The organism is Actinacidiphila sp. bgisy160 (assembly GCF_965342435.1).
Classification (GTDB): Bacteria; Actinomycetota; Actinomycetes; order Streptomycetales; family Streptomycetaceae; genus Actinacidiphila.
Map to the genome: position 1 here is coordinate 1 of NZ_CBDRCM010000001.1, position 26,522 is coordinate 26,522.

At 72.6% G+C, this 26,522-nt stretch carries 19 protein-coding genes; 6 read left to right on the top strand and 13 right to left on the bottom strand.

Annotated features, from left to right (window positions below; genetic code table 11):
- Positions 1-326: 326 nt before the first annotated feature.
- Complete coding sequence (locus tag ACRWNP_RS00005; protein ID WP_431958750.1) at positions 327-890, bottom strand: MarR family winged helix-turn-helix transcriptional regulator; 564 nt, start codon at positions 888-890, stop codon at positions 327-329.
- 116 nt (positions 891-1,006) lie between these two features.
- On the opposite strand from ACRWNP_RS00005, the gene ACRWNP_RS00010 reads away from it, so the two are divergent.
- Entirely contained in the window at positions 1,007-2,254 is a 1,248-nt protein-coding gene (locus ACRWNP_RS00010) for an MFS transporter (protein ID WP_431958751.1), read from the top strand.
- A gap of 7 nt (positions 2,255-2,261) precedes the next feature.
- Here ACRWNP_RS00010 and ACRWNP_RS00015 read toward each other — a convergent pair whose 3' ends face one another.
- The gene (locus ACRWNP_RS00015; RefSeq protein WP_431958752.1) at positions 2,262-3,911 is read right to left on the bottom strand and encodes an ATP-binding SpoIIE family protein phosphatase; all 1,650 of its coding nucleotides are present in this window, start codon (positions 3,909-3,911) and stop codon (positions 2,262-2,264) included.
- 116 nt (positions 3,912-4,027) lie between these two features.
- Entirely contained in the window at positions 4,028-5,407 is a 1,380-nt protein-coding gene (locus ACRWNP_RS00020) for an NAD(P)/FAD-dependent oxidoreductase (protein ID WP_431958753.1), read from the bottom strand.
- 293 nt (positions 5,408-5,700) lie between these two features.
- Between ACRWNP_RS00020 and ACRWNP_RS00025 the strand changes: the two genes are divergently transcribed.
- Together ACRWNP_RS00025 and ACRWNP_RS00030 are read left to right on the top strand one after the other, a co-directional pair.
- On the top strand, positions 5,701-6,399 hold the full coding sequence (locus tag ACRWNP_RS00025) for a TetR/AcrR family transcriptional regulator (protein WP_431958754.1): 699 nt from the start codon (positions 5,701-5,703) through the stop codon (positions 6,397-6,399).
- Between the two features lie 111 nt (positions 6,400-6,510).
- Positions 6,511-8,370 carry a sigma-70 family RNA polymerase sigma factor gene (locus ACRWNP_RS00030; protein WP_431958755.1) on the top strand — a complete coding sequence of 620 codons (1,860 nt, stop codon included), beginning with the start codon at positions 6,511-6,513 and terminating at the stop codon, positions 8,368-8,370.
- Between the two features lie 30 nt (positions 8,371-8,400).
- Here the strand turns inward: ACRWNP_RS00030 and ACRWNP_RS00035 are convergent, their stop codons facing one another.
- The 5 genes from ACRWNP_RS00035 to ACRWNP_RS00055 form a co-directional block, all read right to left on the bottom strand.
- Entirely contained in the window at positions 8,401-9,099 is a 699-nt protein-coding gene (locus ACRWNP_RS00035) for a DsbA family oxidoreductase (protein WP_431958756.1), read from the bottom strand.
- Between the two features lie 114 nt (positions 9,100-9,213).
- On the bottom strand, positions 9,214-12,462 hold the full coding sequence (locus ACRWNP_RS00040) for a BTAD domain-containing putative transcriptional regulator (RefSeq protein WP_431958757.1): 3,249 nt from the start codon (positions 12,460-12,462) through the stop codon (positions 9,214-9,216).
- Between the two features lie 126 nt (positions 12,463-12,588).
- On the bottom strand, positions 12,589-15,588 hold the full coding sequence (gene tmk / locus ACRWNP_RS00045) for a dTMP kinase (RefSeq protein WP_431958758.1): 3,000 nt from the start codon (positions 15,586-15,588) through the stop codon (positions 12,589-12,591).
- A gap of 79 nt (positions 15,589-15,667) precedes the next feature.
- Positions 15,668-18,544 (bottom strand): type I DNA topoisomerase, encoded by a 2,877-nt coding sequence (topA, locus tag ACRWNP_RS00050; RefSeq protein ID WP_431958759.1) that lies wholly within the window; start codon positions 18,542-18,544, stop codon positions 15,668-15,670.
- Positions 18,545-18,705: 161 nt separating this feature from the next.
- Positions 18,706-18,906 (bottom strand): hypothetical protein, encoded by a 201-nt coding sequence (locus tag ACRWNP_RS00055; protein ID WP_431958760.1) that lies wholly within the window; start codon positions 18,904-18,906, stop codon positions 18,706-18,708.
- Between the two features lie 283 nt (positions 18,907-19,189).
- Between ACRWNP_RS00055 and ACRWNP_RS00060 the strand changes: the two genes are divergently transcribed.
- The 3 genes from ACRWNP_RS00060 to ACRWNP_RS00070 all read left to right on the top strand — a co-directional run bounded on the left by ACRWNP_RS00060 (position 19,190) and on the right by ACRWNP_RS00070 (position 20,451).
- Positions 19,190-19,615: a TM2 domain-containing protein gene (locus tag ACRWNP_RS00060; protein WP_431958761.1), complete on the top strand. Its 426-nt coding sequence runs from the start codon at positions 19,190-19,192 to the stop codon at positions 19,613-19,615.
- A gap of 5 nt (positions 19,616-19,620) precedes the next feature.
- On the top strand, positions 19,621-20,031 hold the full coding sequence (locus tag ACRWNP_RS00065) for a DUF2752 domain-containing protein (protein WP_431958762.1): 411 nt from the start codon (positions 19,621-19,623) through the stop codon (positions 20,029-20,031).
- Positions 20,032-20,187: 156 nt separating this feature from the next.
- Entirely contained in the window at positions 20,188-20,451 is a 264-nt protein-coding gene (locus tag ACRWNP_RS00070) for a TM2 domain-containing protein (RefSeq protein WP_431958763.1), read from the top strand.
- Between the two features lie 66 nt (positions 20,452-20,517).
- Here ACRWNP_RS00070 and ACRWNP_RS00075 read toward each other — a convergent pair whose 3' ends face one another.
- From ACRWNP_RS00075 to bldG, 5 genes are all read right to left on the bottom strand, one after another.
- Positions 20,518-22,035 (bottom strand): DUF7059 domain-containing protein, encoded by a 1,518-nt coding sequence (locus ACRWNP_RS00075; RefSeq protein WP_431958764.1) that lies wholly within the window; start codon positions 22,033-22,035, stop codon positions 20,518-20,520.
- A gap of 56 nt (positions 22,036-22,091) precedes the next feature.
- On the bottom strand, positions 22,092-22,658 hold the full coding sequence (locus ACRWNP_RS00080; RefSeq protein WP_431958765.1) for a small secreted protein: 567 nt from the start codon (positions 22,656-22,658) through the stop codon (positions 22,092-22,094).
- Between the two features lie 173 nt (positions 22,659-22,831).
- Positions 22,832-25,255, bottom strand: coding sequence for a sodium-translocating pyrophosphatase (locus tag ACRWNP_RS00085; RefSeq protein ID WP_431958766.1), 2,424 nt, complete (start codon positions 25,253-25,255; stop codon positions 22,832-22,834).
- A gap of 310 nt (positions 25,256-25,565) precedes the next feature.
- The gene (locus ACRWNP_RS00090; protein ID WP_431958767.1) at positions 25,566-26,060 is read right to left on the bottom strand and encodes an ATP-binding protein; all 495 of its coding nucleotides are present in this window, start codon (positions 26,058-26,060) and stop codon (positions 25,566-25,568) included.
- Positions 26,061-26,144: 84 nt separating this feature from the next.
- Positions 26,145-26,486 (bottom strand): anti-sigma factor antagonist BldG, encoded by a 342-nt coding sequence (gene bldG / locus ACRWNP_RS00095; RefSeq protein WP_018562186.1) that lies wholly within the window; start codon positions 26,484-26,486, stop codon positions 26,145-26,147.
- Positions 26,487-26,522: the final 36 nt, after the last annotated feature.

The window sequence follows — 26,522 nt, forward strand, 5'->3', positions numbered from 1 at the left end:
CGCCGTCCGGCTCTCGCTTTTCGGCTTTTCCGACTCTATCAGACCGTTTCCGGCCTGATCCCCGGTCAGCGGGGCTTGTCCTCGCGGCCGTTGGGCCGTTCCGACTGGTGAGACATTAGCGGATCAGTGGCGCCCGACGCCAATCGAGCAATTCCGTCGATCCTCATTCCGAAAAACGCACGCACGAACGAGACGGCACAGGGCCGTTCGTCGAGGTAGGTCTTGCGGGATGGCTGCCCGGGGCCGACCGGAGCCGGTGTTCACCAGCGGGCAACCCGGAGAACATTACGGATCCCCCGTACGGCTGTCAAACCGGGGCAGCCGGGTCAGTCGAGGTCCTTCAGGCGGCCGCCGGCATCGGGCTGGTCGGCCTCGACGCGGCGGAGGATGCGGGTCAGAAGGTCGCCGAGGACGTTGTGTTCGTCCGGCGCGAGGTCCTGGAGGAGATCCGCCTCGAAGACGGAGGCCATGCGCATCGTCTCCAGCCACTTGCTGCGGCCGAGGTCGGTGAGCTCGACGATGACACGGACGCGGTTGCTCTCGTCCCGCTCCCGGGTGACCAGGCCCTCCGAGACCATGCGGTCGATGCGGTGGGTCATGGCGGCGGGGGTGAGGCCGAGCCGCTTGGCCAGGTCGCCGGGGCCGAGTCGGTACGGACGTCCCACCACCACAAGGGCCTTGAGGACCTCCCACTCGGCGCTGGTGATGCCGACGGCCGACAGGTGTCGGCCGTAGCCCACGTTCATACGGCGGTTGAGCCTGCCCAGAGCCGTGACGATCTTCTCGACCTGGGGGTCCACCTCGGGGTATTCACGCTGGTAGATCGCGATCTGCTCATCGAGGTCCAGCTCCTGCGGGGTGCCGGCAGGGCCGTCGGCTGCGCTCGTCATGGCAGGAGTGTCCCACGAAACTCATTGGCCCTAAAGGCTTCTGGCATGTACTGTTTAGCTTCGAAATTTAATCTTGAAGTCTTCAAGTTCGAGGACTACTGACCTAAGGGGTGAGTGTGACCACCGCGATGGGCGCCGCGCTGCGCCGGATCCAGATGGGCAACGCGCTGAGCGCGTTCGGCAACGGTTTCACCGTCCCGTTCCTGTTCGTCTACGTGGCGCGGGTGCGGGACCTGGGAGCGGGCACGGCCGGTGTCGTGCTGTCCGCGTTCGCCGTCGCCGCGCTCGCTGTGCTGCCGTTCACCGGCCGGACGATCGACCGGAGCGGCCCGCTGCCCGTGCTGCTGACCGGTGCCTTCGCGGCGGCGGTGGGCTCCATGGGCTTCGGGCTGGCGTCGAGCGCGCCCCTGGTGATCGCCGCGTCCGCGGTGATGGGCGCCGGCATCGCGGTGATGCAGCCGGCACTGGCCACGCTCATCGTGTGGTGCTCCACCCCGAGGTCGCGGTCACGGGCCTTCGCGACGCAGTTCTTCCTGAGCAACCTCGGGCTGGGCGTCGGCGGCCTGTTCGGCGGGTTGCTGGTCGACACCTCGCGGCCGGGCTCCTTCACCCTGCTGTTCTCGGTCGAGGCCGCGATGTTCGTGGTCCTCGGTGTCGTGGCGGCCTCCGTACGGCTGCCGAAGGCGGCGCGCATGGAGGCGGCGCCGACGGACAAGGCGGCCGGGGGCTGGCGGGCGCTGTTCGCCGACCGGGCGATGGTGCAGCTGTGCGTGCTGGGCGGGGTGCTGTTCTTCGCCTGCTACGGGCAGTTCGAGTCGGGCCTGTCGGCGTACGCGGTCGAGGTGACGAAGGTGTCGCCGGCGACGCTGGGCGTCGCCCTTGCCGCGAACACCGCGGCGATCGTGGTGGCGCAGTTCCTCGTTCTGCGGCCGGTGGAGCGGCGGCGGCGCAGCCGGGTGATCGCGGCGGTCGGTGTGCTGTGGGCCGTGGCGTGGGTCGTCGCCGGGCTTTCGGGGCTGACCGGTTCCGCGCACGGGGTCGCGACGGCCATGCTGATCGGCACGTACGCGCTGTTCGGGCTCGGTGAGGCGATGCTGTCGCCGACGGTCGCGCCGCTGGTGGCGGACATGGCGCCGGAGCGGATGGTCGGCCAGTACAACGCGGCGTTCGCCCTGGTGAAGCAGCTGGCGCTGGCCGTGGGGCCCGCGGTCGGCGGGCTCATGGCGGGCGGCGGGATGTACACCGAGTACATCGTGATGCTGGTCGCGTGCTCGCTGGCGGTCAGCGTGCTCTCCGTACGGCTGGGCCGGCGGCTCACCGTCGGACAGGACGCGCCGATGCGGGAGCCCGTGCTGGCCGCGTGATCCTCCGTCAGGTGGGGAGCGCGAACTCGCACCACACCGCCTTGCCTCCGCCGGGGGTCCGCCGGGATCCCCAGGCGGAGGCGATGGTGGCGATGATGGAGATGCCCCGGCCGGCCTCGTCGGCCGGTTCGGCGCGACGGCGGCGCGGCAGGTGGTCGTCGCCGTCGGTCACCTCGATGATCAGGCGCCGGTCGGTGCGCCGCAGCCGCAGCCGCATGGGCGGGACGCCGTGCTGGAGCGAGTTGGCGACCAGTTCGCTGGCGGCGAGGACACCGAGGTCAACGAGTTCGACGGGAAAACGCCACGAGGTCAGCACGCCCTGGGCGAAGGCACGGGCGCGGGGGGCCGCCTCGATGCCGCCGAGCAGCTCCAGGGAGGCGTTGCGGAACAGCTCGGAGTCGTTGCCCTCGCGCTGCGGGTACTGCATGACGAGCACGGCGACGTCGTCGGCGTGCTCGGAAGTGACGCCGAGGGCGCGCAGCAGGCGGTCGCAGATGACCTGGGGGCTGCCGGTGGCGCCGGCGACGGCGTTCATCAGGGCGGAGACGCCCTCGTCGATGTCCTCGCCGCGGCGCTCGATGAGTCCGTCGGTGTAGAGCACGGCGGTGGCGCCGGGCCCGAGGGGGACGGATCCGGAGGTGTGGACCCAGCCGCCGGTGCCGAGCGGCGGGCCCGTGGGTTCGTCGGCGCGGCGGACGGTGCCGTCGGCGTCGCGGACGACGATCGGCAGGTGGCCGGCGGAGGCGTACGACAGCCGTCCCTCGCTGGGGTCGTGCACGGCGTAGACGCAGGTGGCGATCTGGGTGGCGTCGATCTCGGCGGCGAGGCCGTCGAGGAGCTGGATGACCTCGTGCGGGGGGAGGTCGAGGCGCGCGTAGGCGCGGACCGCGGTGCGGAGCTGGCCCATGACGGCGGCGGCGCGCACGCCGCGGCCCATGACGTCGCCGATGACCAGGGCGGTGCGGCCTGCGCCGAGGGTGATGACGTCGTACCAGTCGCCGCCGACGGCGGCGTCGGTGCCGCCGGGCTGGTAGGTGGCCGCGACGCGCAGGTCGTCGGGCTGTTCGAGCTCTTGGGGGAGCAGGCTGCGCTGGAGGGTCACGGCGGTCGCGTGGAGGCGGCGCTCGCTCTCGCGCAGGCGTTCGGCGGACTGGACCTGGTCGGTGACGTCGGTGGCGAAGACCAGGACCCCGCCGGTGGCGCCGCCGTCCTTCACCGGGACGGGGCTGCAGGTGAGCGTGAAGTAACCCTGCCGGGTGGCGGTGGCGACCTTGCGGGCCTTGACGGTACGCGGCTTGCCGCTGCGGAAGACCTGGTCCATCAGGGGGAGCAGGCCGAGCTCGGCGAGCTCGGGAAGGGACTCGCGGGCGGGCTCCCCGGGGGCGCGGGGGCCGAAGACCTCGGCCCAGGCCTCGTTGACATAACCGAGGTGGTGAGTGGCTCCGTGCGTGACCGCGATGAGGGCGGGCAGCCGGCCCAGCACCTCGCGTACGGGGAGGGCGTCGAGGGTGTGCGCCGGCGCGTCGGGGTGCTCGGCGGCCTCCCCGCGCGCCGGGGGGACCGCTCCGCCGGACGGGGGTTCGGATCCGGCGGCCGCCGCCTGGGCATTGCGTCGTTGTGTTCCGGGGAGCCGGGCGCTCCAGCGCGTGAGGTTCAAACGTCCGATTCCTCGTATTTGTCACTCTTTGCAGGTGCTGACGCACGCTTGGTCACGGGTCCAGTGTGGCCGACCCACCGCTCCGGGGGAATCGGCCACCGCATCCGCACTGGCGGTCAGGGCGCGTCGGGCTTGCGGCCGGTCTCCGCGGCGAGCTCGAACTCCGCGCGGGGGTTCTCCAGCGAGCCCAGCGAGACGATCTCCCGTTTGAAGAGCCCGGACAGGACCCATTCGGCCAGGATGCGCGCCTTGCGGTTGAAGGTGGGCATCCGGCTGAGGTGGTACGCGCGGTGCATGAACCAGGCGGGGTAGCCCTTGAGTTTGCGCCCATAGACCTGCGCCACGCCTTTGTGGAGGCCGAGTGAGGCGACCGAGCCCGCGTACTGGTGACGGTAGTCGGTCAGCGGCTCCCCGCGCAGGCTCGCGACGATGTTGTCCGCCAGGACCCGGGCCTGGCGCAGCGCGTGCTGGGCGTTGGGCGCGCAGAGCGCCTCGGGGTCGCCGGAGGTGAGGTCCGGGACGGCGGCGGCGTCGCCCGCGGCCCAGGCGCCCTCGGTGCCGGCGATCCGCAGGGCCGCGGTGCACTTGATCCGGCCGCGGCCGTTCAGCGGCAGGTCGGTGCGGGAGAGCACGGGGTGCGGCTTGACGCCGGCCGTCCACACCAGGGTGCGGGTGGGCACGCGGGAGCCGTCGTCGAGGGCGGCGACGCGGTTCTCACAGGACTCCAGCCGGGTGTTCAGGCGGATGTCGACGTTGCGGCCGCGCAGCTCGCGGACGGCGTACCTGCCCATCTCCTCGCCGACCTCGGGGAGGATACGGTCGGTGGCCTCCACCAGAATCCACTTCAGGTCGTCGGCCTCGACGTTGTGGTAGTAGCGCACGGCGTAGCGGGCCATGTCCTCCAGCTCGCCGAGGGCCTCCACGCCCGCGTAGCCGCCTCCGACGAAGACGAAGGTCAAGGCGGCCTCGCGAACCTCGACGTCCCGGGTGGAGGAGGCGATGTCGAGCTGCTCCAGGACGTGGTTGCGCAGCCCGATGGCCTCCTCGACGGTCTTGAAGCCGATGCCGTGCTCGGCGAGGCCGCGGATCGGCAGGGTGCGGGAGACCGAGCCGGGCGCCAGCACCAGGTGGTCGTACGGCAGCTCCAGCGCGCCGGAGCCCTCCTCGTCGGTGGCGAGGGTGGCGAGCGTGGCGACCCGTTTGCCGTGGTCGATGCGCCGGGCCTCGCCGATGACCAGCGTGCAGCGGTCCAGGACCCGGCGCAGCGGCACCACGACGTGGCGGGGGGAGATCGAGCCGGCCGCCGCCTCGGGCAGGAAGGGCTGATAGGTCATGTAGGGCTGCGGTTCGACCACGACGATTTCCGCTTCGTCGTGTTTCAGCCTGCGCTGCAGCCGCAAAGCGGTGTACATGCCCACATATCCGCCGCCGACGACCAGGATGCGCGGGATCCCGGATCCTTCTGCCGCGCCGGACGGCCCCTTGAATGCTGCCATCGTTCCATGAGGCAATGGGCCATCGGGGTTTGTCCACAGGGCGTACGGCAATGAATGGCCGAATCCTGTTCTCGGGCAGGTCACGGGCGGGTACTGACCGGTGTGAACCGCCGGGACGGAGAATCGGCGGCCGCGGTACTCCGATCGTGGGTGGGCGCCCCCTTCATTCTTGACCAGGGCTCAACTATGTTCGTATCCCGCCGGGGAGCACGCGCGGCATCGTCCGCCGCCTCCCGGCGATCATGGGGTGGGGAGTCTCCGGGGGGAGACGCGATCAACCGGGGGATACACATATGCATATCCAGGACTCTCAGTGGGCGATGACCGCGACCGTCAGCGGCCATCCGGATCCGGTCGTGCGCGGTGGCGGCGGGAGTCGTACTTCCCCGCTGCGCGTGGACGCGCAGCGCAACCTCGAGCACGTCCTGCGGGCCGCCCGGGAGGTCTTCGGCGAGCTGGGGTACGGCGCGCCGATGGAGGACGTGGCGCGGCGGGCCCGGGTGGGCGTCGGCACCGTCTACCGGCGCTTCCCCAGCAAGGACGTGCTGGTGCGGCGCATAGCCGAGGAGGAGACGGCGCGGCTGACGGAGCAGGCGCGCGCGGCCCTGGGCCAGGAGGAGGAAGCCTGGTCGGCGCTGTCCCGCTTCCTGCGGACGTCGGTGGCCTCCGGCGCCGGGCGGCTGCTGCCGCCGCAGGTGCTTCAGGTGCGGCCGGCCGGTGCGGCCGACGGGACGCGGGTGCCGCAGCAGCGCGGCGGGGCCGACGACATCGCGTCGGGCGCCGGGATAGCCACGTTGCTGGAGGTCGTCGGACAGCTGGTGGAGCGGGCGCGGGCGGCCGGTGAGCTGCGCGCGGACGTGTCGGTGGCCGATGTGCTGCTGGTGATCGCCACCTCGGCGCCGTCGCTGCCGGACTCCGCCCAGCAGGCGGCCGCCTCGGCCCGCTTGCTGGACATCCTGCTGGAGGGACTGCGCTCCCGTCCGGGGGCGTGAGGGCTGACCCGTTCAGGTGATGAGTCGCGTCCGGGGGGTGAAACTCCCCGGACGAGTGGTTCTGGTGCTTGACAGGCCGTCGGACGGTACGCGTGTGCCACTCTTACGCCCGTGGATGAAGGAAACGGGGAGTCCGGTCCGCCCACGGGGGCGGGGGCGGACTCCGGTGGGGGCCCGCCGTCCGGCCGTGTACCCGGGCAGCGGGAGCCGCTGGCGGAGCGCGTCCCCGAGGCCGGTGACATTCCGGGGGCGCAGCTGTCCGACGCCGACCTGGTGGCCCGTGTCCGCGGCGGCGACGACAGCGCGTACGAGGAGCTGTACCGGCGGCACGTCGCGGCCGTACGGCGCTACGCACGGGGGTGCTGCCGTGACCGGCACACCGCGGAGGACCTGACCGGCGAGGTCTTCGCCCGCACACTGCAGGCGATCCGCAGCGGCAGCGGTCCGGACGCCGCGGTGCGCGCCTACCTGCTCACCACGGTGCGGCGGGTGGCCGCGTCGTGGGGCAGCACCGCCAAGCGGGAGCAACTGGTGGACGACTTCGCGGTGTTCGCGGTCACGTCGGCCGGTGCCGCGGCGGGCGAGGGCAGCCAGGAGCCGGGCGCGGACGTGCGCGCCATGCACGAGGCAGAACGGTCGCTGGCCATCCAGGCCTTCCGCACGCTCCCCGAGCGCTGGCAGGCGGTGCTGTGGCACACCGCGGTCGAGGAGGAGTCGCCCAGCAAGGTCGCGCCGTTGCTCGGTCTGTCGGCCAACGCGACGGCGGTCCTCGCGCACCGTGCCCGCGAGGGACTGCGCCAGGCCTACCTGCAGGCGCACGTCTCGTCCGCGCTGACCGCGCAGGGGTCCTGCGCCCGCTACGCGGACCGCCTCGGCGCGCACGCCCGCGGCGGTCTGCGGATGCGGGCCGACCGGGAGCTGCGCAAACACCTGGAGGAGTGTGCCAAGTGCCGCCTGGCGGCGGCGGAGCTGGCGGACGTGAACGCGGCGCTCAAGGGGCTGCTGCCGGTCGCGGTCGTCGGCTGGTTCGGCGCCGCGTACGCGGCGAAGGCGGCGGGCGTCGCCGCGGGTGGCGCGGTGGCCGGTGCCGGCGCGGGTGCCGTGGCCGCCGCCACCTCGGGCGGTGGCGCGGGAGGGGGCGCGGCGGCGGGTGCCGGTGGCGCCGTGGCCGCGGAAGGGGCCGCGGCACCGGTGAAGATCGCCGTGGCCGCGGGGCTGGCCCTCGCGGCGGCCGGTGCGGTGGTGGCGATCGCCCTGACCGGTGACGACAGCACGCCCCGGCCGCAGGCGGAGAGCAGGCCCTCGGCCGCGCCGGTCGTACCGGCGCCGGCTCCCACGCCGCCCCCCTCACCGTCGCGGCGCTCCCCCGCGCCGAGCCCGACGCCGCCGGTCCTACCCCCCGTACGGGCCGCCGCACCGACCCCGACGCCTCCGGCGCGTCCCGTCGAGGAGCTCGCGCCCGCGCCCACGCGCAGCGAGCCGCCCGCCCCGTCGCCCAGCCGTACCGCCGAGCCCCCGCCCACGCCCACCCCGGCGCCCGAGCCGACGGTCCACCGGCTGAGCGCACTGGAGCACGGCGTCCTCGGCCGGTCGGACCGGCCCACGATCCGGCTCGGCGACTGGGTCTGGCAGCGCTGGGGCCTCGGCATCGACGGCACGCGCTACTCCGACGGCGTCACGGTCGGCGCGCCGTCCACCGTCACCATCGACCTCAACCGCTCCTGCACCGCCTTCGACGCCGTGGTCGGCATCGACGACATCGCCCTGGGCTTCGGCGCGGCGCGCTTCTCGGTCCACGGCGATAACGGGTGGCTGTGGCGCTCCGAAGTGCTGCGCGGTGGTGACCCCGGCGTGCCGGTGCACGTGCCGATCGCTGGCAACCGCTCCATCCGACTGCAGGTCGAGCCGACGCACAGGTTCCAGGTGGTGAACGTGGCGGACTGGGCGGTGTCGCGGATCACCTGCGACTGAACCCTGTCCGCCCGCCGCATCCCCGCCGGTTCAGCCGGCGGGGACCTCGCACGCGCCGTCGGCGCAGGCGTCCGTCGCGGGGGCGGCAGGCACGGCGCCGGTCTCCTTCGCGACCTGCTCCAGCACGCGCAGGAAGGTCGAGGACTCCTGGCCGCCCTGGACGGCCCACTTGCCCTCGAAGACGAAGGTCGGGACGGCGTTCACACCGATGCCCCGGGCGTCGTCGATCTCGGCGAGCACCTCCTCGAGGCCCTCGTCGGAGGCGAGGAAGGCGGCCGCGCGGTCGCGGTCGAGCCCGGCCTCGGCGGCGAGCGCGGCCAGGGTGGCGCGGTCGCCGACGTCGGCGCCCTCTGCGAAGTGCGCCACGAGCAGCCGGTCCTTGAGTGCGGCCTGCTCCTTGGCGCCGTAGGCGTTCAGGGCGTGCCACAGCAGGCGGTGGGCGAGCAGGGTGTTGTTCTCGATGGCGCGGTCGAAGTCGAAGGCCAGGCCCTCGGCGCGGCCGAGCTCCTCCAGCCGGGCGTCCATCGCCGCGGACTGCGGGCCGTAGCGCTCGTTGAGGTAGGCGCGGTGGGGCTCGGGGGTCTCGGACTTGTCGGGAGCGAGCTGGAAGGGGCGGTAGACCACCTCGACCTGATCGGCCTGCGGGAAGGCGGCCAGCGCCCGCTCGAAGCGGCGCTTGCCGACGTAGCACCAGGGACAGGCGATGTCGCTGTAGATCTCGACCTTCATGCTCTCTCCGTCATCGAAATCGTCAGTTGAATCCTCAACGCTGCAACGAAGGGCCCGTCTCCGGCCATTCCCCGGTCGCCCCGGCCGTCCTCGTGGGTTCGGCCCCGCGCACGGCTAGACGGTCGCCTCGGCCAGCAGCGCGTACGCGCCCTCGCCACCCAGCTCGTGGCCCGCGGCGCGGGCCCGCTCGTACGGCCCGTCCCCCAGCGCCGCGCGGGCCGTCGCTTCCGCCGCGCGCACCCCCTCCTCCTCCGGCACCGGACGCGGCAGACCCGCCCGCAGCCCGTCGGCCGCGCCGTGCAGCCGGGCGGCCCGTACAGGATCACCGAGGGCGACCAGCACCTCGGCGGCGTATTCGACCACCGCCGCCGTGCGCGGTTCGGCGCAGAAGCCGTCCAGCCCCGCGCGCAGTGCCCGCGCGAACCCGGCCAGGGCGTCCGCCTGGTCGCCCCCGGCGGCGGCGACCCGGGCCGCGAGGCTCGCCACGAGCAGCTCGAAGTCCGGTGGGGGCGTACCCAGCCAGCCCTCGCCGTGGGCGAGTTCGACCAGCGTCCTGGCCTCCCCGAGTTCGCCGCGGCGCAGCAGGATCGTCGCCATCAGCGCGCGGATGTACGCGCGGGCGTCCCACACCCCGTACTGCTCGGCCTCCTCGGCGGCCTGGCGCAGCAGCTTCTCGGCGCGGTCGTCGTCGCCCTCCCGGTGGGCCAGTTCGCCCAGGCGGGAACGGACGAAGATGCCCTCCGCGTGCGCGCCCAGCTCACAACCGAGCCGAAGCGCCTCCTCCAGGTCCGCCCGGGCCGCCGGGTAGTCCCCGTACGCCAGGGCCATCTCGGCGCCGGCCTCGCAGACCTGGGCGCGCATCCAGCGGTCGCCGAGCCGCTCGCTCAGCTCCAGCAATTCCGGCCAGTCCGCGTCGGCCCGGGGGAGCCCGCCGGGGAGGTCGATCGTGATGTGCGTGCGCAACATCAGCGCGGCCGCCAGCTCCCATTCGCCGCCGTACACGCGGCACGTGGCCACCATCGCGTCGGCGTGCTCCCGGATCGCCCCGTGGCGGCCCACGACGTAGCCGGAGAACGGCCACAGGACTCCGGGGAAGCGGGCCGAGTGGACGCTGGGCACGCTGTAGACCTCGATGATCCTCGAGGCCAGCGCCAGCACCTCTGGGCTCTGCAACTCCTCGCGGGGCATGGTGTCGCCGGCCACGAACAGGTGGAGCAGCCGCAGGTTCATGCGCGGCCAGAAGCCGGGGGCGGCGGGGTCGTCCGGGAGGCCGGTGATCGCGATCAGCCGCCCGAGCCACTCCCGCGCCTCGTCGCGGAAGTTGCGCAGCCACCAGAACCAGCCCATGGCCAGGGCGATTTCGATCGCGTCGTCCGCGTCCCCCGCCTCGATCGTGCGGCGCAGCACGGCCCGGACGTTGTCCAGGTCCGCCTCCAGGCGGGCCGCCCACAGCAGCTGGTCGGGGCCGCGCATGCCGGAGTCGGCGGTGCGGGCGAAGTCCGTGAAGTACGCGGTGTGCCGGCGCGCCGCCTCCGCCAGGTCGGCCGGCTCGCCGGCGGCGCGCTCGGCGGCGTACTCGTGGATCGTCTCCAGCAGCCGGTAGCGCACCTCCCGCGCGCCGTGATCGACGACGACGAGGGACTTGTCGACGAGCTGGCCGACCAGCTCCAGTGCCTCCTCCCCGCACACCGCTTCGGCCGCCTGCAGCGTGCAGCCGCCGGCGAAGACGCTCAGTCGGCACAACGCCGTGCGTTCCGCTTCGCCGAGCAGGTCCCAGCTCCAGTCGACGACCGCGCGCAGCGTCTGCTGGCGGGGGAGCGCGGTGCGGCTGCCGCCGGTCAGCAGACGGAAGCGGTCGTCGAGGCGCTCCGCGATCTGCCGCGGGGTGAGCACCCGCAGCCGCGCGGCGGCCAGCTCGATGGCCAGCGGAAGCCCGTCGAGACGGCGGCAGATCTCGTCCACCGCCTCCGCGTGGTCGCGGTCCGCATCGAACCCGGGGCGTACGGCCGCCGCCCGCTCCACGAACAGCCGGTGCGCGGTCGGCAGCGGCAGCGGCTCCACGGGGCACACCGTCTCGCCGGGCAGGCCCAGCGGCTCGCGGCTCGTGGCGAGCACGGTCACTCCGGGGCAGGCGGCGAGCAACTGGTCGGTGAGCGCGGCCGCGGCGTCGATGACGTGCTCGCAGTTGTCCAGCACCAGCAGCATTCGGCGGTGTGCACAGTGCTCCAGGAGCCGCGCGGCCGGGTCAGCCTCCTGGCCCGCGCTGCGCAACTCGCGGGCGGCGGCCAGCACGGCCGTGTCACGGCGCCCGAGCGCGCTCAGCACGGCGTCCGGCACGGCGTTGGGGCGGTCCAGCGGGGCGAACTCCGCCAGCCACACCCCGTCCGGGTACGCCGATGACCCGGCCACCGCGGCCGCCACCTCTTGCGACAACCGCGTCTTGCCGGAGCCGCCCGGGCCGGTCAGCGTCACCAGGCGGTGCCCGCCGTCGGTCAGGCTCGCGCGTAGTGCGCCGAGTTCGGCCTCGCGGCCGACGAAGCTGGTGAGGCGGGCCCGCAGGTTTCCGGTGCGGGGCGGGGCGGCGGCCGGCTGCGTTCGCGGTTGTGCGGTGAGCAACTCGGCGTGCAGTGCTTGGAGTTCGGGACCGGGGTCGGTGCCGAGGCGGTCGGCGAGGGCCAGGCGGGTGTCTTCGTACGCGGCCAGGGCGTCGGCGGGGCGGCCTGTCGCGCGCAGCGCCCGTATCAACTGCGTCCGGAACGGCTCGTGCAGCGGGTGCTCGGCGACCAGCCCGCGTAGCTGCGGCAGCAGTTCGGCGGCGCCGCCGAGCGCCAGGCACGCCTCGATGCGGCGGTACGTCGCGGTCAGCCGCAGATCCTCCGCCCGCGCGGCGGCGGAACCCCGGTCGGGCAGGTCCGCCAGCGCGGGGCCGCGCCACAGTGCGAGCGCGGACTCCAGGGTCTCGGCGGCGGCGGCCGGGTCGCCCGCGTCGAGGGAGGCGCTGCCGTCGCGTACGAGGCGCTCGAAGAGGTGGAGGTCGACGTCGTCCGGGGTGGCCGTGAGCAGGCGGTAGCCGGCGGGGCCGGAGGCGACGATGTCCCTGGCACCGTTCATGTCCCCGGGCGCGAGGGCGCGGCGCAGCCTCGACACGAGCGCCTGCAGGGCGCCGGAGGCGTCCTGGGGCGGCTCGTCGCCCTCGCCGCCCCACACCTCGGCGATCAGGGCCTGCGGGGACACCGCGTGCGGGGCGTTCAGCGCGAGTGCGGCCAGCAGGGCGCGCAGTCGCTTGCCGCTGCCCAGGGGCACCGGCGCCCCGGTGGGGGTGCGCGCCTCCGTGGCGCCGAGGATCAGGTACCGGTATCGCACGGGGCCATTCTCCCGGTGCGGGCCCTGCGGGGCGAAGCCGCGCCGCGGGGCGAAGCCGCGCCGCGGGGCGAAGCCGCGCCGCGGGGCGAAGCCGCGCACACGGCAACAGGCCGCAGCGGGCGCCGCCTACCTGGCGGTGCCGCCGTCCCGGTCGTCGTCCTCCTCACGCGGGCCGAGCAACTCGTCCGCGAGGGAGGGGAGGTCGTCGAGCGGGGTCTCCTCGGCCCACGAGGGCCGACGGCGGGGGCGCTGCCCCTCCGCGGGGACGGACGGCATCTCGCGCGTGCGCTCGTTGTCAGGGCCACGCGGCGCCGCCTGCGGCTCCTCGGGCCGGAAAATGCCGGGCGGCACACGGTCGGCGGAGGGAACGGGCGGCAGGACCGCGGTCTCCTCCACGTCGGAAGGCGCGGCGGGCCGCGGCGTCTCGACGGTCTTGGTGAAGTCCGGAAAGGCCGGCTTGACCGGCGGCAGGACCGCCGTCTCGTCGTCGACGGGCATCGCGCGCAGCACAGCCGTCTCCGCGTCCTCGGCCGCGTCGGCCGACGGGGCCTGCGGGCGGGGCGTCTCGACGGTCTTCGTCGCGTCCTCCGCCTCGATGCGGGCCTGCTCGGCCCGCATCAGCGCCTCCTCGGCCTTGCGCTGGCGCTCCAGGCGGCGTTCCTCGGCCTCGGCGCGGAGACGGGCCTCCTCCTCGGCCTGGCGGCGCAGCCGTTCCTGCTCCTCGCGGCGGACGCGCTCCTCGGCCTCGCGGCGGGCGCGCTCCTCCTCCGCCTGGCGGCGGGCCTCCTCGGCCTGGCGGCGGGCCTCCTCCGCCGCGGCCTCCTCGGCCTCACGGCGGGCGGTTTCCTCCTCGGCGCGGCGGCGTTCCTCCTGCTCCGCACGGAGCTTCTCCAGCTGGGCCTGGCGCTCGTGTTCGAGCCGCTCCTCCTCGGCCCGGCGGGCGGCCTCCTCCTCGGCGCGCCTGCGGGCGTCCTCCTCGGCCTGGCGGCGGGCCTCCTCGCGGGCCTCGATCTCCTTCTCCGACAGGGGGAGGATCTCGTCGAGCCGGTGCCGTATCACCGTCGTGACGGCCTCCGGTTCCTGGGCCGCGTCGACGACCAGGTAGCGCGCGGGGTCGGCCGCGGCAAGCGTGAGGAAGCCGGCGCGCACGCGGTCGTGGAACTCCGCGGGTTCGGACTCGAGCCGGTCGGGCGCCTCGGTGAAGCGCTCGCGGGCGGCCTCGGGGGTCACGTCCAGCAGGACGGTCAGGTGCGGGACGAGCCCGTCCGTCGCCCAGCGGGAGATGCGGGCGATCTCGGTCGGCGCGAGGTCGCGTCCGGCGCCCTGGTAGGCGACGGAGGAGTCGATGTAGCGGTCGGAGATGACGACCGCGCCGCGGTCCAGCGCGGGGCGTACGACGGTGTCGACGTGCTCGGCGCGGTCCGCGGCGTACAGCAGGGCCTCGGCGCGGTGGGACAACCCGCCGCTGGAGACGTCGAGCAGGATCGAGCGCAGTCGCTTGCCGACCGCCGTGGCACCCGGCTCGCGGGTGACGACGACCTCGTGGCCCTTGCCGCGGATCCACTCGGCGAGGGCCTCGACCTGGGTGGACTTACCGGCCCCGTCGCCGCCCTCGACGGCGATGAAGAAGCCGGTGGGGGCGGGTGCCTGCTCGGGGTCGCCGCCGCGCAGCGCCTCACGCAGGTCGCGGCGCAGCGGCACGCCCTGGCGGTCGTCGGTCTTACCGAGGACGAGGGCGGCGACGGGCAGCAGCAGAGCGCCGATCAGCATGAGGGCGTACGCGGCGCCGCCGTGGTCGAAGGTGAAGTGCCCGTTGACGACGCGGTGCGGGCCGATGCCGCCGGCCAGCAGGGGGGCGCCGACGGCGCCGACCGCCATGAGCAGGTGCGTGACCGCGTGCAGGTGGTCGGTGGCGCGGGCCCGGCGGGGCTCCTCGGTCTCCTGGTCGATGAGGACGTGCCCGGTGCCGGCGGTGATCCCGGCCGTGACGCCGGCGAGCAGCGCCAGCAGCAGCACGGTCGTCGGGTCGGGCACGATGCCGGTCAGCAGCAGGGCCAGACCGGTGACGGCGATGGCGATGGCGAGCAGGCGGCGCCTGGACAGGCCCGGGAAGGTGCGCGGGGCGATCCGGATGCCGAGCACCGGGCCGGCGGTGAGCGCCAGCACGAGGAGGCCGTAGCCGACCGGGCCGCCGCCGAGGTCGGCGGCGTGCAGCACGGCGAGTGCCACGGCGGCGGCGACGGCGCCGGCGACGGCGGCCGTGCCGAGCACGAGCAGCGGCACGGCGCCTGTGCGCCCGCGGTCGTTGCTGCGCAGGCCCTGCAGCGGGGAGTGCGGCGGGGTGGCCTGGTCGCCCGGCAGCTCCAGCAGGTAGAGCACGGCGCCGGAGGCGGCGAACAGCCCGGCGGCGACGTAGGAGGCGAGAGCGGCCTGGTGCACGCCGAACCAGACGACGCCCAGGCCGATCAGGTTGCCGACGAGCGTGACGACGACGAGGCTCGCGGCGGCGATCGGGAAGGCGACGAAGCCCGTGCGCTGGTCGAGGCGGCGCAGCGCGTCGAGGCGGTCGGGCAGCGGACGTACCGTTCCCGCGCCCGGCGCGGGCGCGGGCAGCAGACCGGGAGCGGCACCGTCCTTGGCGACGGTCCACAGCCGCTCGGCCACCCCGGTGACGAAGACGGTGACCAGCAGCCAGGCGACCGCGTTGTCCGGCACCCAGTCGATCCACAGCGGCGCGACGATCAGCAGCGCCAGGCGCACGACGTCGGAGCCGATCATCGACCACCGGCGGTCGAGCACTCCGCCCGGTCCGGTGAGGGCGCCCAGCGGGCCGAGCAGAACGGCGCCGAAGAGCAGGGCCGCCAGGACGCGCGCGCCGAAGACGGCCGCGACGGCGAAGGCCGCGCCGCGGTATCCGCCGCCGAAGGACTGGGCGCCGACGGCGGCCTGCGCCGTCAGGACGACCAGGACCAGCAGCGCGAGCCGGTCGCCGACGGTGCCTGTGAGCTGAGCGCCCCACAGCTTGCGCAGGGGCGGGATCTTCAGGAGCGCGCCCACGGCGCGCTGCCGTGAGTCGGCCTCGAGTTCGTCGGCGAACGTGTCCGTTGGCTGCTCGGATCGCGTCATTCCGCCAGCCTATCGGGACCCGGTGCCGTCCCGGAGGGCGCCTGCCGGGACCGCACCGGCCGTGCGGTCCCCGCGAGGACTACTCGGCGGGCTTCGCGGCCGAGGACGCGGCCTTCTTCGCCGTGGTCGTGGCCTTGGCCGCGGTCTTCTTGGCGGTCGTCCTGGCCGCCGCGGTCTTCTTCGCCGCGGTGGTCTTGGCGGCCGTCTTCTTCGCCGCCGTCTTGGTCGCGGTCGCCTTCTTCGCCGGGGCCTTCTTGGCGACGGCCTTCTTCGCCGTCTTCTTGGCGGGGCCCTTGGCCCGCTTCTCCGCGAGCAGCTCGTAGCCGCGCTCGGGCGTGATCGTCTCGACGTCGTCGTCGCGGCGCAGTGTGGCGTTGGTCTCGCCATCGGTGACGTACGGGCCGAAACGGCCGTCCTTGACGACGACGGGGCGCTCGCTGACCGGGTCGGTGCCCAGTTCCTTCAGCGGGGGCTTGGCGGCGGCGCGGCCGCGCACCTTGGGCTGGGCGTAGATCGCCAGAGCCTGGTCGAGGGTGATCGTGAAGAGCTGCTCCTCCGTCTCCAGGGAGCGCGAGTCGGTGCCCTTCTTCAGATACGGGCCGTAGCGGCCGTTCTGCGCGGTGATCTCCACGCCCTCGGGGTCGGTGCCGACGACCCGGGGCAGCGACATCAGCCTCAGCGCGTCCTGCAGCGTGACCGTGTCGATGGACATCGACTTGAAGAGTGAGGCGGTCCGCGGCTTGACCGCGTTCTTGCCGGTCTTCGGGGTGCCCTCGGGGAGGATCTCGGTGACGTACGGGCCGTAGCGGCCGGCCTTGGCGACGATCGGGCGGCCGGTCTCGGGGTCGGTGCCCAGCTCGAAGTCGCCGCTCGGCTTGTTGAGCAGTTCCTCGGCGAGCTCGACGGTCAGCTCGTCCGGCGGCAGGTCGTCGGGGACGTCGACGCGCTGCCCGGTCTCGCCCTCGACCTCGCTGGGCTTCTCCACGTACGGGCCGTAGCGGCCGACACGCAGCACGATGCCGTTGCCGACGGGGAAGGAGGAGACCTCGCGGGCGTCGATGGCGCCGAGGTCCTCGACCAGCTCCTTGAGGCCGCCGAGGTGGTCGCCGTCGCCGTTGCCCGCGTCGGCGGCGCCGCCCACCGGGGTCTCGCCCTCGCCGAAGTAGAAGCGGCGCAGCCACGGCACGGCTTGGGCCTCGCCGCGGGCGATGCGGTCGAGGTCGTCCTCCATGCGGGCGGTGAAGTCGTAGTCGACGAGCCGGCCGAAGTGCTTCTCCAGCAGGCCGACGACGGCGAAGGAGAGGAAGGACGGCACCAGGGCCGTGCCCTTCTTGAAGACGTAGCCGCGGTCGAGAATGGTGCCGATGATCGACGCGTAGGTCGACGGACGTCCGATCTCGCGCTCTTCCAGCTCCTTGACCAGCGAGGCCTCGGTGTAGCGGGCGGGCGGCTTGGTGGCGTGGCCGTCGGCGGTGATGTCCCGCGCGGTGAGCGCGTCGCCCTCGGTGACGGCGGGGAGCCGGCGCTCGCTGCTGTCGAGCTCGGCGTTGGGGTCGTCGGCGCCCTCGACGTAGGCCTTCATGAAGCCGTGGAAGGTGATGATCTTGCCCGAGGCGGAGAACTCGACGTCCCGGCCGTCGGCGGCGCTGCCGCCGACCTTGACGGTGACGGACTGGCCGACCGCGTCCTTCATCTGGGAGGCGACGGTGCGCATCCAGATCAGCTCGTACAGGCGGTACTGGTCACCGGTCAGGCCGGTCTCCGCCGGGGTGCGGAAACGATCACCCGAGGGGCGGATCGCCTCGTGCGCCTCCTGGGCGTTCTTTACCTTGCCCGCGTAGACGCGCGGCCTGTCCGGCAGGTATTCGGCGCCGTAGAGCTGGGTGACCTGGGCCCGGGCGGCGGCGATGGCGGTCTCCGACAGGGTCGTGGAGTCCGTACGCATGTAGGTGATGAAGCCGTTCTCGTACAGCTTCTGGGCGACCTGCATGGTGGCCTTGGCGCCGAAGCCGAGCTTGCGGCTGGCCTCCTGCTGCAGCGTCGTGGTGCGGAAGGGCGCGTAGGGCGAGCGGCGGTACGGCTTGGACTCGACCGAGCGGACGGAGAAGGCGGCGCCCTCCAGGGCGGCGGCGAGCGCGCGGGCGGCGGCCTCGTCCAGGTGGAGGACGCCCGTACCGTCCCTGAGCTGCCCGGTCGACCCGAAGTCGCGGCCCTGGGCGACGCGCTTTCCGTCGACGGCGTTGAGCTTGGCGCCGAAGGTGCCGGGGTCGGTGGCATCACCGGTCCGGCCGGTGGCGAAGGTCGCGGACAGGTCCCAGTACTCGGCGGAGCGGAAGGCGATGCGCTCGCGCTCGCGCTGGACGACGAGCCGGGTGGCGACGGACTGGACGCGGCCGGCCGACAGGCGCGGCATGACCTTCTTCCACAGGACCGGCGAGACCTCGTAGCCGTAGAGGCGGTCGAGGATGCGGCGGGTCTCCTGGGCGTCGACGAGGGTCTGGTTCAGCTCGCGAGGGTTGCGGACGGCTTCCTGGATGGCGTCCTTGGTGATCTCGTGGAAGACCATCCGGCGGACCGGGACCTTGGGCTTGAGGACCTCCTGCAGGTGCCAGGCGATGGCCTCGCCCTCGCGGTCCTCATCGGTGGCGAGCAGGAGCTCGTCGGACTCCTTGAGCAGGTCCTTCAGCTTCTTGACCTGGGCCTTCTTGTCCGCGTTGACGACATAGATCGGCTGGAACTCGCTGTCGACGTTGACGCCGAGCCGCGCCCACGGCTGACCCTTGTACTCCGCCGGCACCTCGGCGGCCCCGTTCGGCAGGTCGCGGATGTGCCCGACGCTGGCTTCGACGACATAGCCGGGGCCGAGGTAGCTCTTGATCGTCTTCGCCTTGGCAGGCGACTCGACAATCACGAGTCGGCGGCCGCTGCCCTGTGCGGTCTCGCGGGTCGGGGACAACTTCGCTCTTCTCTCCGGGTCGAAGGTGGTCTCGCTGCGGAGTGTGACCGTACATCCCGGTCCCGTGTCAAACGGGAAAAGTCCGCAACGCCACTCGAACGGTAACCCGACAAGCGTCCTGTCTGCCGCACGGACTGCCGCCCATGTCCGATTTGCCCAGCTCAGAGGATCAGGAACAGCCAGAGACCGACAAGGAGCGAAGCAACTCCGAAGAAACCTGCCACGGCGGCCGACGCCGGCCCCCCTGCCTGGACCACCGGCAGGTGCCGCAGCGACCGGGTGACGGTCCAGGCCACGAGGGCCGCCCCGAATACCGCGAACACCGTCCCGGCGAAGATTCCTGGCGCGGTTTCCATGTACATGCCCCCGGATCCCTCTGGTGCTCCACGACCGGCGCCCCGCAGCCATGGAGAGTGGCACGCCGGGGCGACAACGGGAGGAACCATCGGTGAACTCCGCTCGAAAGAGCCTGGCCGAATCCTTCCGCTCCCGCCCGTCCGCCGGCCCGGTCCCGCGAGGAGCCGGCCGCGGCCCGTCCCGCTCACCGTCCCCCTCCGCCCGCGCCGCCGCCTCACCCCCTACCGTCTTGACTCGCCTGACAAGATGTCCGGATACACCGAACGTTCTCTCAGGGGGAGTCCCACGATGTCCGACCCGAACAACCCGTACGGCCAGCCCAAGCAGGACGGTTACGGATACCCGCAGCAGCCCCCGGCCGGCCCCGGCGGCTACGGGCAGCAGCCCGGCTACGGCTACCCACAGCAGGGCCACCCCCAGCCCGGTTACCCGCAGGGCTACCCCCAGGGCGCCTACACCGGTGACCCCAACGCCCCGTACGGCTACGACATGTACGGCCGTCCGCTGTCGGACAAGTCCAAGGTCGTGGCGGGCGTGCTGCAACTGCTGGCGGGCGGCCTGGGCATCGGCCGCTTCTACGTGGGTGACATCGGCATCGGCGTCGCGCAGCTCCTCACCTGCGGCGGCCTCGGCATCTGGGCGCTGATCGACGGCATCCTCTTCCTGACGAGCAACGACCGCACCGACTCCCAGGGCCGCATCCTGCGCAGCTGAGCACGATGACCTCTCCGACCTGGAACAAGCTCAGGGCCGTGGCCGGACGACCGGCCACGGCCCCCTTGGCGTCGCTCGTCGCGGGCGCGGCTGGCGCCGCCTACCTGTGGGGCACCAACCCGCACCAGGAGGGGCACTGGCTGCCCCGATGCCCCTTCAACTTCCTGACGGGGCTGCTCTGTCCCGCCTGCGGAGCGACCCGCATGGTCTACGACCTGATGCACGGCGATCCCTCGGCGGCCTTCCACGACAACGCGCTGATGCTCCTGGCGAGTCCCTTTCCTCTTTATCTGTACGCGCGATGGGTGAGGGAGGGGCTGCGCGGCCGTTCCTACCACCCCACGCTGGGTCGGCGTGCGCAGATGGCGATCCTGGGGATCGCCGTGGCCTGGGCGGTCGTACGCAACGCGGTTTGACAACGCGGTGATCACGGTTGCGTGACGGGTGTTCATCAGTGGGACGGATGTCAATTCTCTGATGTAAGTATGTGGCCATCCGAGGCGGGGGGCCGGATCCTGAGGAAACGCGCGCTCCCGCCCGCTCGTCCCCATTTGCGCAAGGAGCGACCTCACATGGCCACGCCCACCACTGACGCCCCGCACGGCTACGACCCGGCCGGTCGGCCGCTGTCCGACAAGTCGAAGATCACCGCCGGTCTGCTGCAGCTCTTCCTGGGCACCCTGGGCATCGGCCGCTTCTACACCGGCCACACCGGCATGGCGATCGGCCAGCTCCTGACCTGTGGTGGTCTGGGCATCTGGTCCTTCATCGACGCGATCCTCTTCTTCACCAGCAAGGACCGCACCGACGCCAAGGGCCGCGTCCTGCAGGGCTGATCCCCGGTCGCACCCCGACGGCCCGCCTCCGCTCTCCGCAGCGGAGGCGGGCCGTCGCGCTCCCGCTCAGACCGGCTCGATGAAGCCCTGCTCCACCAGCAGCCGGATCGCCTCCGGCGTGCGGTCCCGCAGCACCACCGGCTCCTCGCCCAGCAACTGGGCGATGGCGTCCAGGATCCGACCGGCCGTCAGCGTCCCGTCGCAGACGCCCGCGAAGCCCGCGCCGACCGTGTCCACCCTCGTCGCGCGCCGCATGCCGCGGTTGGCCCGCAGGACGACGTGCTCCGGGTCCTCGGCGCCGGGCAGGCCCACCTGCTCCTGCACCACCTCGTCCGCCAGCCGGAAGCGCTCGTCGAGCAGCGCCGCGTCGTCGTGGGTACGCAGGAAGTCCTGGCGCCCGAACCAGGCCGCGATGTGCGGGCCGAGCGGCTGCTCGACCGGGTGCGGCCACTCCTCGGCGGTGATCACGGGACGGTCGGAACCGGTCCTGCGCACGGTGATCCAGCCGAAACCGACGGCCCGGGTCTTGCGCTGCTCGAAGGCGTCCAGCCACGCGTCGTAACGGGCGGCGTACGCCTCAGGCCCGGCCAGGTGGTCGCCACCGTCGCGCAGCCACAGCTCCGCGTACTGCGTGACGTCCTGCACCTCCCGCTGCACGATCCACGCGTCGCAGCCGGCGGGCACCCAGGCGGCGACGCGGTCCCGCCAGTCCTCGCCCTCGGTGTGCTCCCAGTTGGCCAGCAGCTGCAGGTGCCCGCCCTCGGTGAGGTGGTCGGTGGCCTGCCGGACGACGGTTCGGCACAGGTCGTCGCCGGCCATGCCGCCGTCGCGGTAGGTGAAGCGGCTGCCCGGGGAGATGACGAACGGCGGGTTGGACACGATCAGGTCGTAGCGCTCGTCGCCGACGGGCTCGAAGAGGCTGCCCTGCCTGACGTCCGGCTCGGGGGCGCCCGACAGGGCGAGGGTGAGCCGCGTGAAGTGCAGGGCGCGGGGGTTGAGGTCGGTCGCGGTCACCCGGGTGGCGTGGCGGGAGGCGTGCAGCGCCTGGATGCCGGAGCCGGTGCCGAGGTCCAGCGCCCGGGCCACGGGCGTGCGTACGGTGATCCCGGCGAGGGTGGTCGACGCGCCACCGACGCCGAGCACCAGGTCCGCGCGGTCCACGCCGGGCGTCGTACGGATGCCGTTGGCGCCGCCCACGGCGCAGCCGAGGTCGGAGACGATGTACCAGTCCTCGCCGCCGTCGCCGCCGTAGGGGCGGACGTCCACCGTGGCGCGCACTTCTTCGCCGTCCCGGACGAGCCAGCCGTCCTCGAGGGCAGCGTCGAGGGGCAGCACGCCCCGCAGCCGCGCGTACGGGACCGGCTGCTGCAGCAGGAAGAGCCGCACCAGGCTCTCCAGCGGGCCGCCACCGCGGGTGGCGCGCAGGGCGGGCACGGTCTCCGCCCGCGAGAGCGCGGCGTAGGCGGTCGCCCCGAGCAGGTCGAGGCAGCCGTCGGCCGTGAAGGCCGCGGCGCGCAGCGCGTCGCGGAGGCGGCCGGCGCGGTCGGGGGCGGGCAGGGGCTGCGGGGGCGGCTGCGTACTCACGCTGCCATTGTCGCCCCGGAGAGGGCGCCCGGTGGACCCCACCCGCCCTCGGGCCGTCAGGACTTCGAGGGCGTGGCGCCGGAGTCCTGGCAGCCGGGCTGCTTCGCCATCGCCTGGCCGACCTCGCCCTGGCGCAGCGTGTCGAGCGCCTGCTCGCCGCTCTTGCTCACCTTGGCCAGGCTGTCGGAGACGCTCTTCAGCCCGTCGGCGAACTTCGCCTGGTCGGAGACGGGTAGCGCGTCGACCTGCTCGCGCAGGTTCGCGTATGCGGTGGACAGCGCATTGAGGTCGCTGACCGCGTCCTGCTTGAGCTTGGCGCCGTTGTCGACCGGCGGGTCGCCGGCCTTGCCCACGATCCCGGCGAGCGCCTTGTAGGCGTCCGAGATCTGCCCGAACGCCGTGGAGTCGGCGCTCCGGACCTCCTGCGGCTTGGCGTTGCTCGGGGTGTTGCTGATGTGGGTGTTCGCGTCGTTGATCTTCTCGACCTGGGCGGAAGCCTGGTCACAGACCGTCTTCGCCCAGGCGTCGAGCTCCTTGTTACCGCCGTCGCCGCATCCCGACAGCGACCCCGTCGCGAGGATCACAGCCGTGACGGACAGTGCAGCCGCGAGTTTGTTCTTCACGGCCCCGGAACCTACACGGCTCTTGTCCGCGGGCCACATCGCTTCCACTCGATATGCCCACTATTGCTCCTTATGAACCAAGAAGAGGGTGATGCATCTGACGTGGGCGCAGGCGGCGGGCGCCACCCCGGAGGATGACGCCCGCCGCCGTATCAGGATGAGCCAACGCTACGTCAGACCGTGGCCGTCGCATTTGGGTCGGCTGATCGCTTCGTGCTCGCGGTGTCGTCGTGGCCGGTGTCGGCGCCCTCGTCATCCCCGACCGCGATGCCGCGCCGCTTGGAGATGTAGACGGCGGCGACGACGACCAGGAGCGCCACGGCCGCGGCGCCGATCCGCACGCCCAGGTTGGCGTCGTCGCCGTAGGAGAACTTCACCACCGCGGGGGCGACCAGCAGCGCCACCAGGTTCATGACCTTGAGCAGCGGGTTGATGGCCGGACCCGCGGTGTCCTTGAAGGGGTCGCCGACGGTGTCGCCGATGACGGTGGCGGCGTGGGCCTCGCTGCCCTTGCCCCCGTAGTGGCCGTCCTCGACGAGCTTCTTCGCGTTGTCCCAGGCACCACCGGAGTTGGCCAGGAACACCGCCATGAGCGTGCCCGCGCCGATGGCCCCGGCGAGGTACGAGCCCAGCGAGCCGATGCCGAGCGCGAAGCCCACGGCGATCGGGGCGAGGACGGCGAGCAGACCGGGGGTGGCCAGCTCGCGCAGCGCGTCCTTGGTGCAGATGTCGACGACGCGCCCGTACTCGGGCTTCTCCGTGTAGTCCATGATCCCGGGGTGCTCGCGGAACTGCCGGCGCACCTCGAAGACCACCGAGCCGGCGGACCGGGACACGGCGTTGATCGCCAGTCCGGAGAAGAGGAAGACGACGGCCGCACCGAGCAGCAGGCCGACCAGGTTGTTGGGCTGGGAGATGTCCAGGTCCAGCCACCTGAGGTCTGCGGCGGAGATGTTCGCCTCCCGCACCGCGGTGTCGACGGCCTCCTTGAAAGAGCCGAACAGGGCGGTCGCGGCGAGCACGGCGGTCGCGATGGCGATGCCCTTGGTGATCGCCTTGGTGGTGTTGCCGACCGCGTCGAGGTCGGTGAGCACCTTGGCGCCCTCGCCGTGGACGTCGCCGGACATCTCGGCGATGCCCTGGGCGTTGTCGGAGACCGGGCCGAAGGTGTCCATGGCGACGATCACGCCGACGGTGGTGAGCAGACCGGTACCGGCCAGCGCCACCGCGAACAGGGCGAGCCAGATCGAGGCACCGCCCAGCAGGAAGGCGCCGTACACCGAGAGGCCGATGAGGACGGCCGAGTACACCGCCGACTCCAGACCGACGGAGATGCCGGACAGGACGACGGTGGCGGGCCCGGTCAGGGACGTCTTGCCGATGTCCCGCACCGGGCGCCGGTTGGTCTCGGTGAAGTAGCCCGTGAGCTGCTGGATGAGCGCCGCCAGCACGATGCCGATGGCGACCGCGACCAGCGCCAGGATGCGCGGGTCACCGCCGTGCGAGGCGATGTCGCCGGGCACGTTTGCCAGCTCCGCGTACGTCGAGGGCAGATACACGAACGCCGCGACGGCCACCATCGCCAGCGAGATCACCGCGGAGACGAAGAAGCCGCGGTTGATGGCGGTCATGCCGCTGCGGTCCTTGCGGCGGGGGGCCACCGCGAAGATGCCGATCATGGCGGTGAGCACACCGATCGCCGGGATCAGCAGCGGGAAGGCCAGACCGGAGTCGCCGAAGGCGACCTTGCCGAGGATGAGCGCGGCCACCAGGGTGACGGCGTACGACTCGAACAGGTCGGCCGCCATGCCTGCGCAGTCGCCGACGTTGTCGCCGACGTTGTCCGCGATGGTGGCGGCGTTGCGCGGGTCGTCCTCGGGGATGCCCTGCTCGACCTTGCCGACCAGGTCGGCGCCGACGTCCGCGGCCTTGGTGAAGATCCCGCCGCCGACACGCATGAACATCGCGAGCAGCGCGGCACCGAAGCCGAAGCCCTCCAGCACCTTGGGCGCGTCGGCCTTGTAGACCAGCACGACGACGGAGGCGCCCAGCAGACCCAGGCCCACGGTGAACATGCCGACCACACCGCCGGTGCGGAAGGCGATCTTCATCGCGCGGTGCGAGACGGTCGTCAGGTCCGCCGCGGGCTCACCCTGCGCCGGGGTCGCGGCTCGTGCGGCCGCGGCCACGCGGACGTTGCTGCGCACCGCCAGCCACATGCCGATGTAGCCGGTGACCGCCGAGAAGCCGGCGCCCACCAGGAAGAACACGCTACGGCCGATGCGCTGCGACGTGGTGTCCGCGGGCAGCAACATGAGCAGGAAGAACGCGACGACCGCGAAAGCTCCCAGAGTGCGGAACTGCCGTGCGAGGTAGGCGTTTGCGCCTTCCTGCACGGCAGCCGCGATCTTCTTCATGCTGTCGGTGCCCTCGTCGGCACTGAGCACTTGACGTACCAGCACCACGGCGAGCACCAGGGCGGCCAGTGCCACCACCACGATGACGAGCACGAGATTGCGGTTGCCGTCGGTCAGTACGGGTGATGCGGCCAGGGGTTGAGCGATGTCCTGCAGGTGAGGGGTGAGTGGCCCCGCCATTCGTCCTCCTTGACGTTTGGCACGTGGGCGCGCGGCTCCGGCGACTTAGCAGCCGCGACGCTCAGGCTTGTGAGCTGAGCAAAGATGGACGGATTGTAGGGAGCCGAACTAGATCAAAACAGGGCGCAGGAAACGAAATTCGCCGAGGCCGGGGATGTAGCAAAGGAGATCGCCCACAGATATCACCGGAAAAGGTGAACAGTCACCGTGTAAGTGGATCAACCACCGGGTGAATCCGCGCACGCCGAGCTGACCTGCGGTGAAGCTCGCAGGCGGCTCGGCAGGAGGAGCGCGTGAAGGGGCGGGGCGGCTAGGAGAGCGCGGCCGGGTTCAGCGGCCAGCTCATCCGGATGACATCGCCGTACTCTCCCGAGAAGACCTCGACGTCGTCGACGAGGCCACTGATGACGGCCAGACCCATCTGGCCCTCGTCCTCCGCCTCGGAGGAGTCGGACGAGGAGGACGAGCCGTCGGGAAGCGACTCGGGGTGCTCGGCGGGGCTGTCACCACGCGCCGAGGGCACATTTGCGGCGTCGGCCGGGCGGTCGTCCGCCTCCGAGGACTTGTCGCCGACCTCGATGGAGAACTTCTTCTCCTCCTCGGTCAGCACCACCCGCACCGGACGGTCCGCACCGCTGCTGCGGTACAGCCCGACGGCCCGGCTGCACGCCTCACCGACGGCGAGCCGGACCTCGTCGAGGACGGCCTCGTCCACCCCTGCCCTGCGGGCTACCGCAGCCGCCACCAGTCGTGCGGTGCGGACGTGCTCCGGCAGTGCGCTGAAGAGCAGTTCTACGGTGGGCATGGCCTCCCCCTCGTGCCTGTGGGCGGGCAACACAGGGGCCCGGGCGTCGGCGTCGCCCGGAGCCCCGCGGTCCGGCGCCGAACGTCAGTCGGTCGCCGCGACGGCCTCGTCGACCGAGGTGTGGATGGGGAACACCTTGGTCAGGCCGGTGATACGGAAAATCTTGAGAATGCGCTCCTGGTTGCACACCAGGCGCAGCGAGCCTTCATGCGCGCGAACCCGCTTGAGCCCGCCGACGAGCACACCCAGTCCGGTCGAGTCCAGGAAGTCCACGCCTTCCATGTCCACGACCAGGTGGTAGCTACCGTCGTTCACGAGTTCCACCAGCTGCTCCCGCAGCTTGGGTGCGGTGTACACATCAATCTCGCCGCCGACCTCGACGACCGTACGGTCGCCGACGGTTCGAGTCGACAGGGACAGGTCCACGGATCCTCCAGCACCTTGCATCGAGCGGTCGCCCCC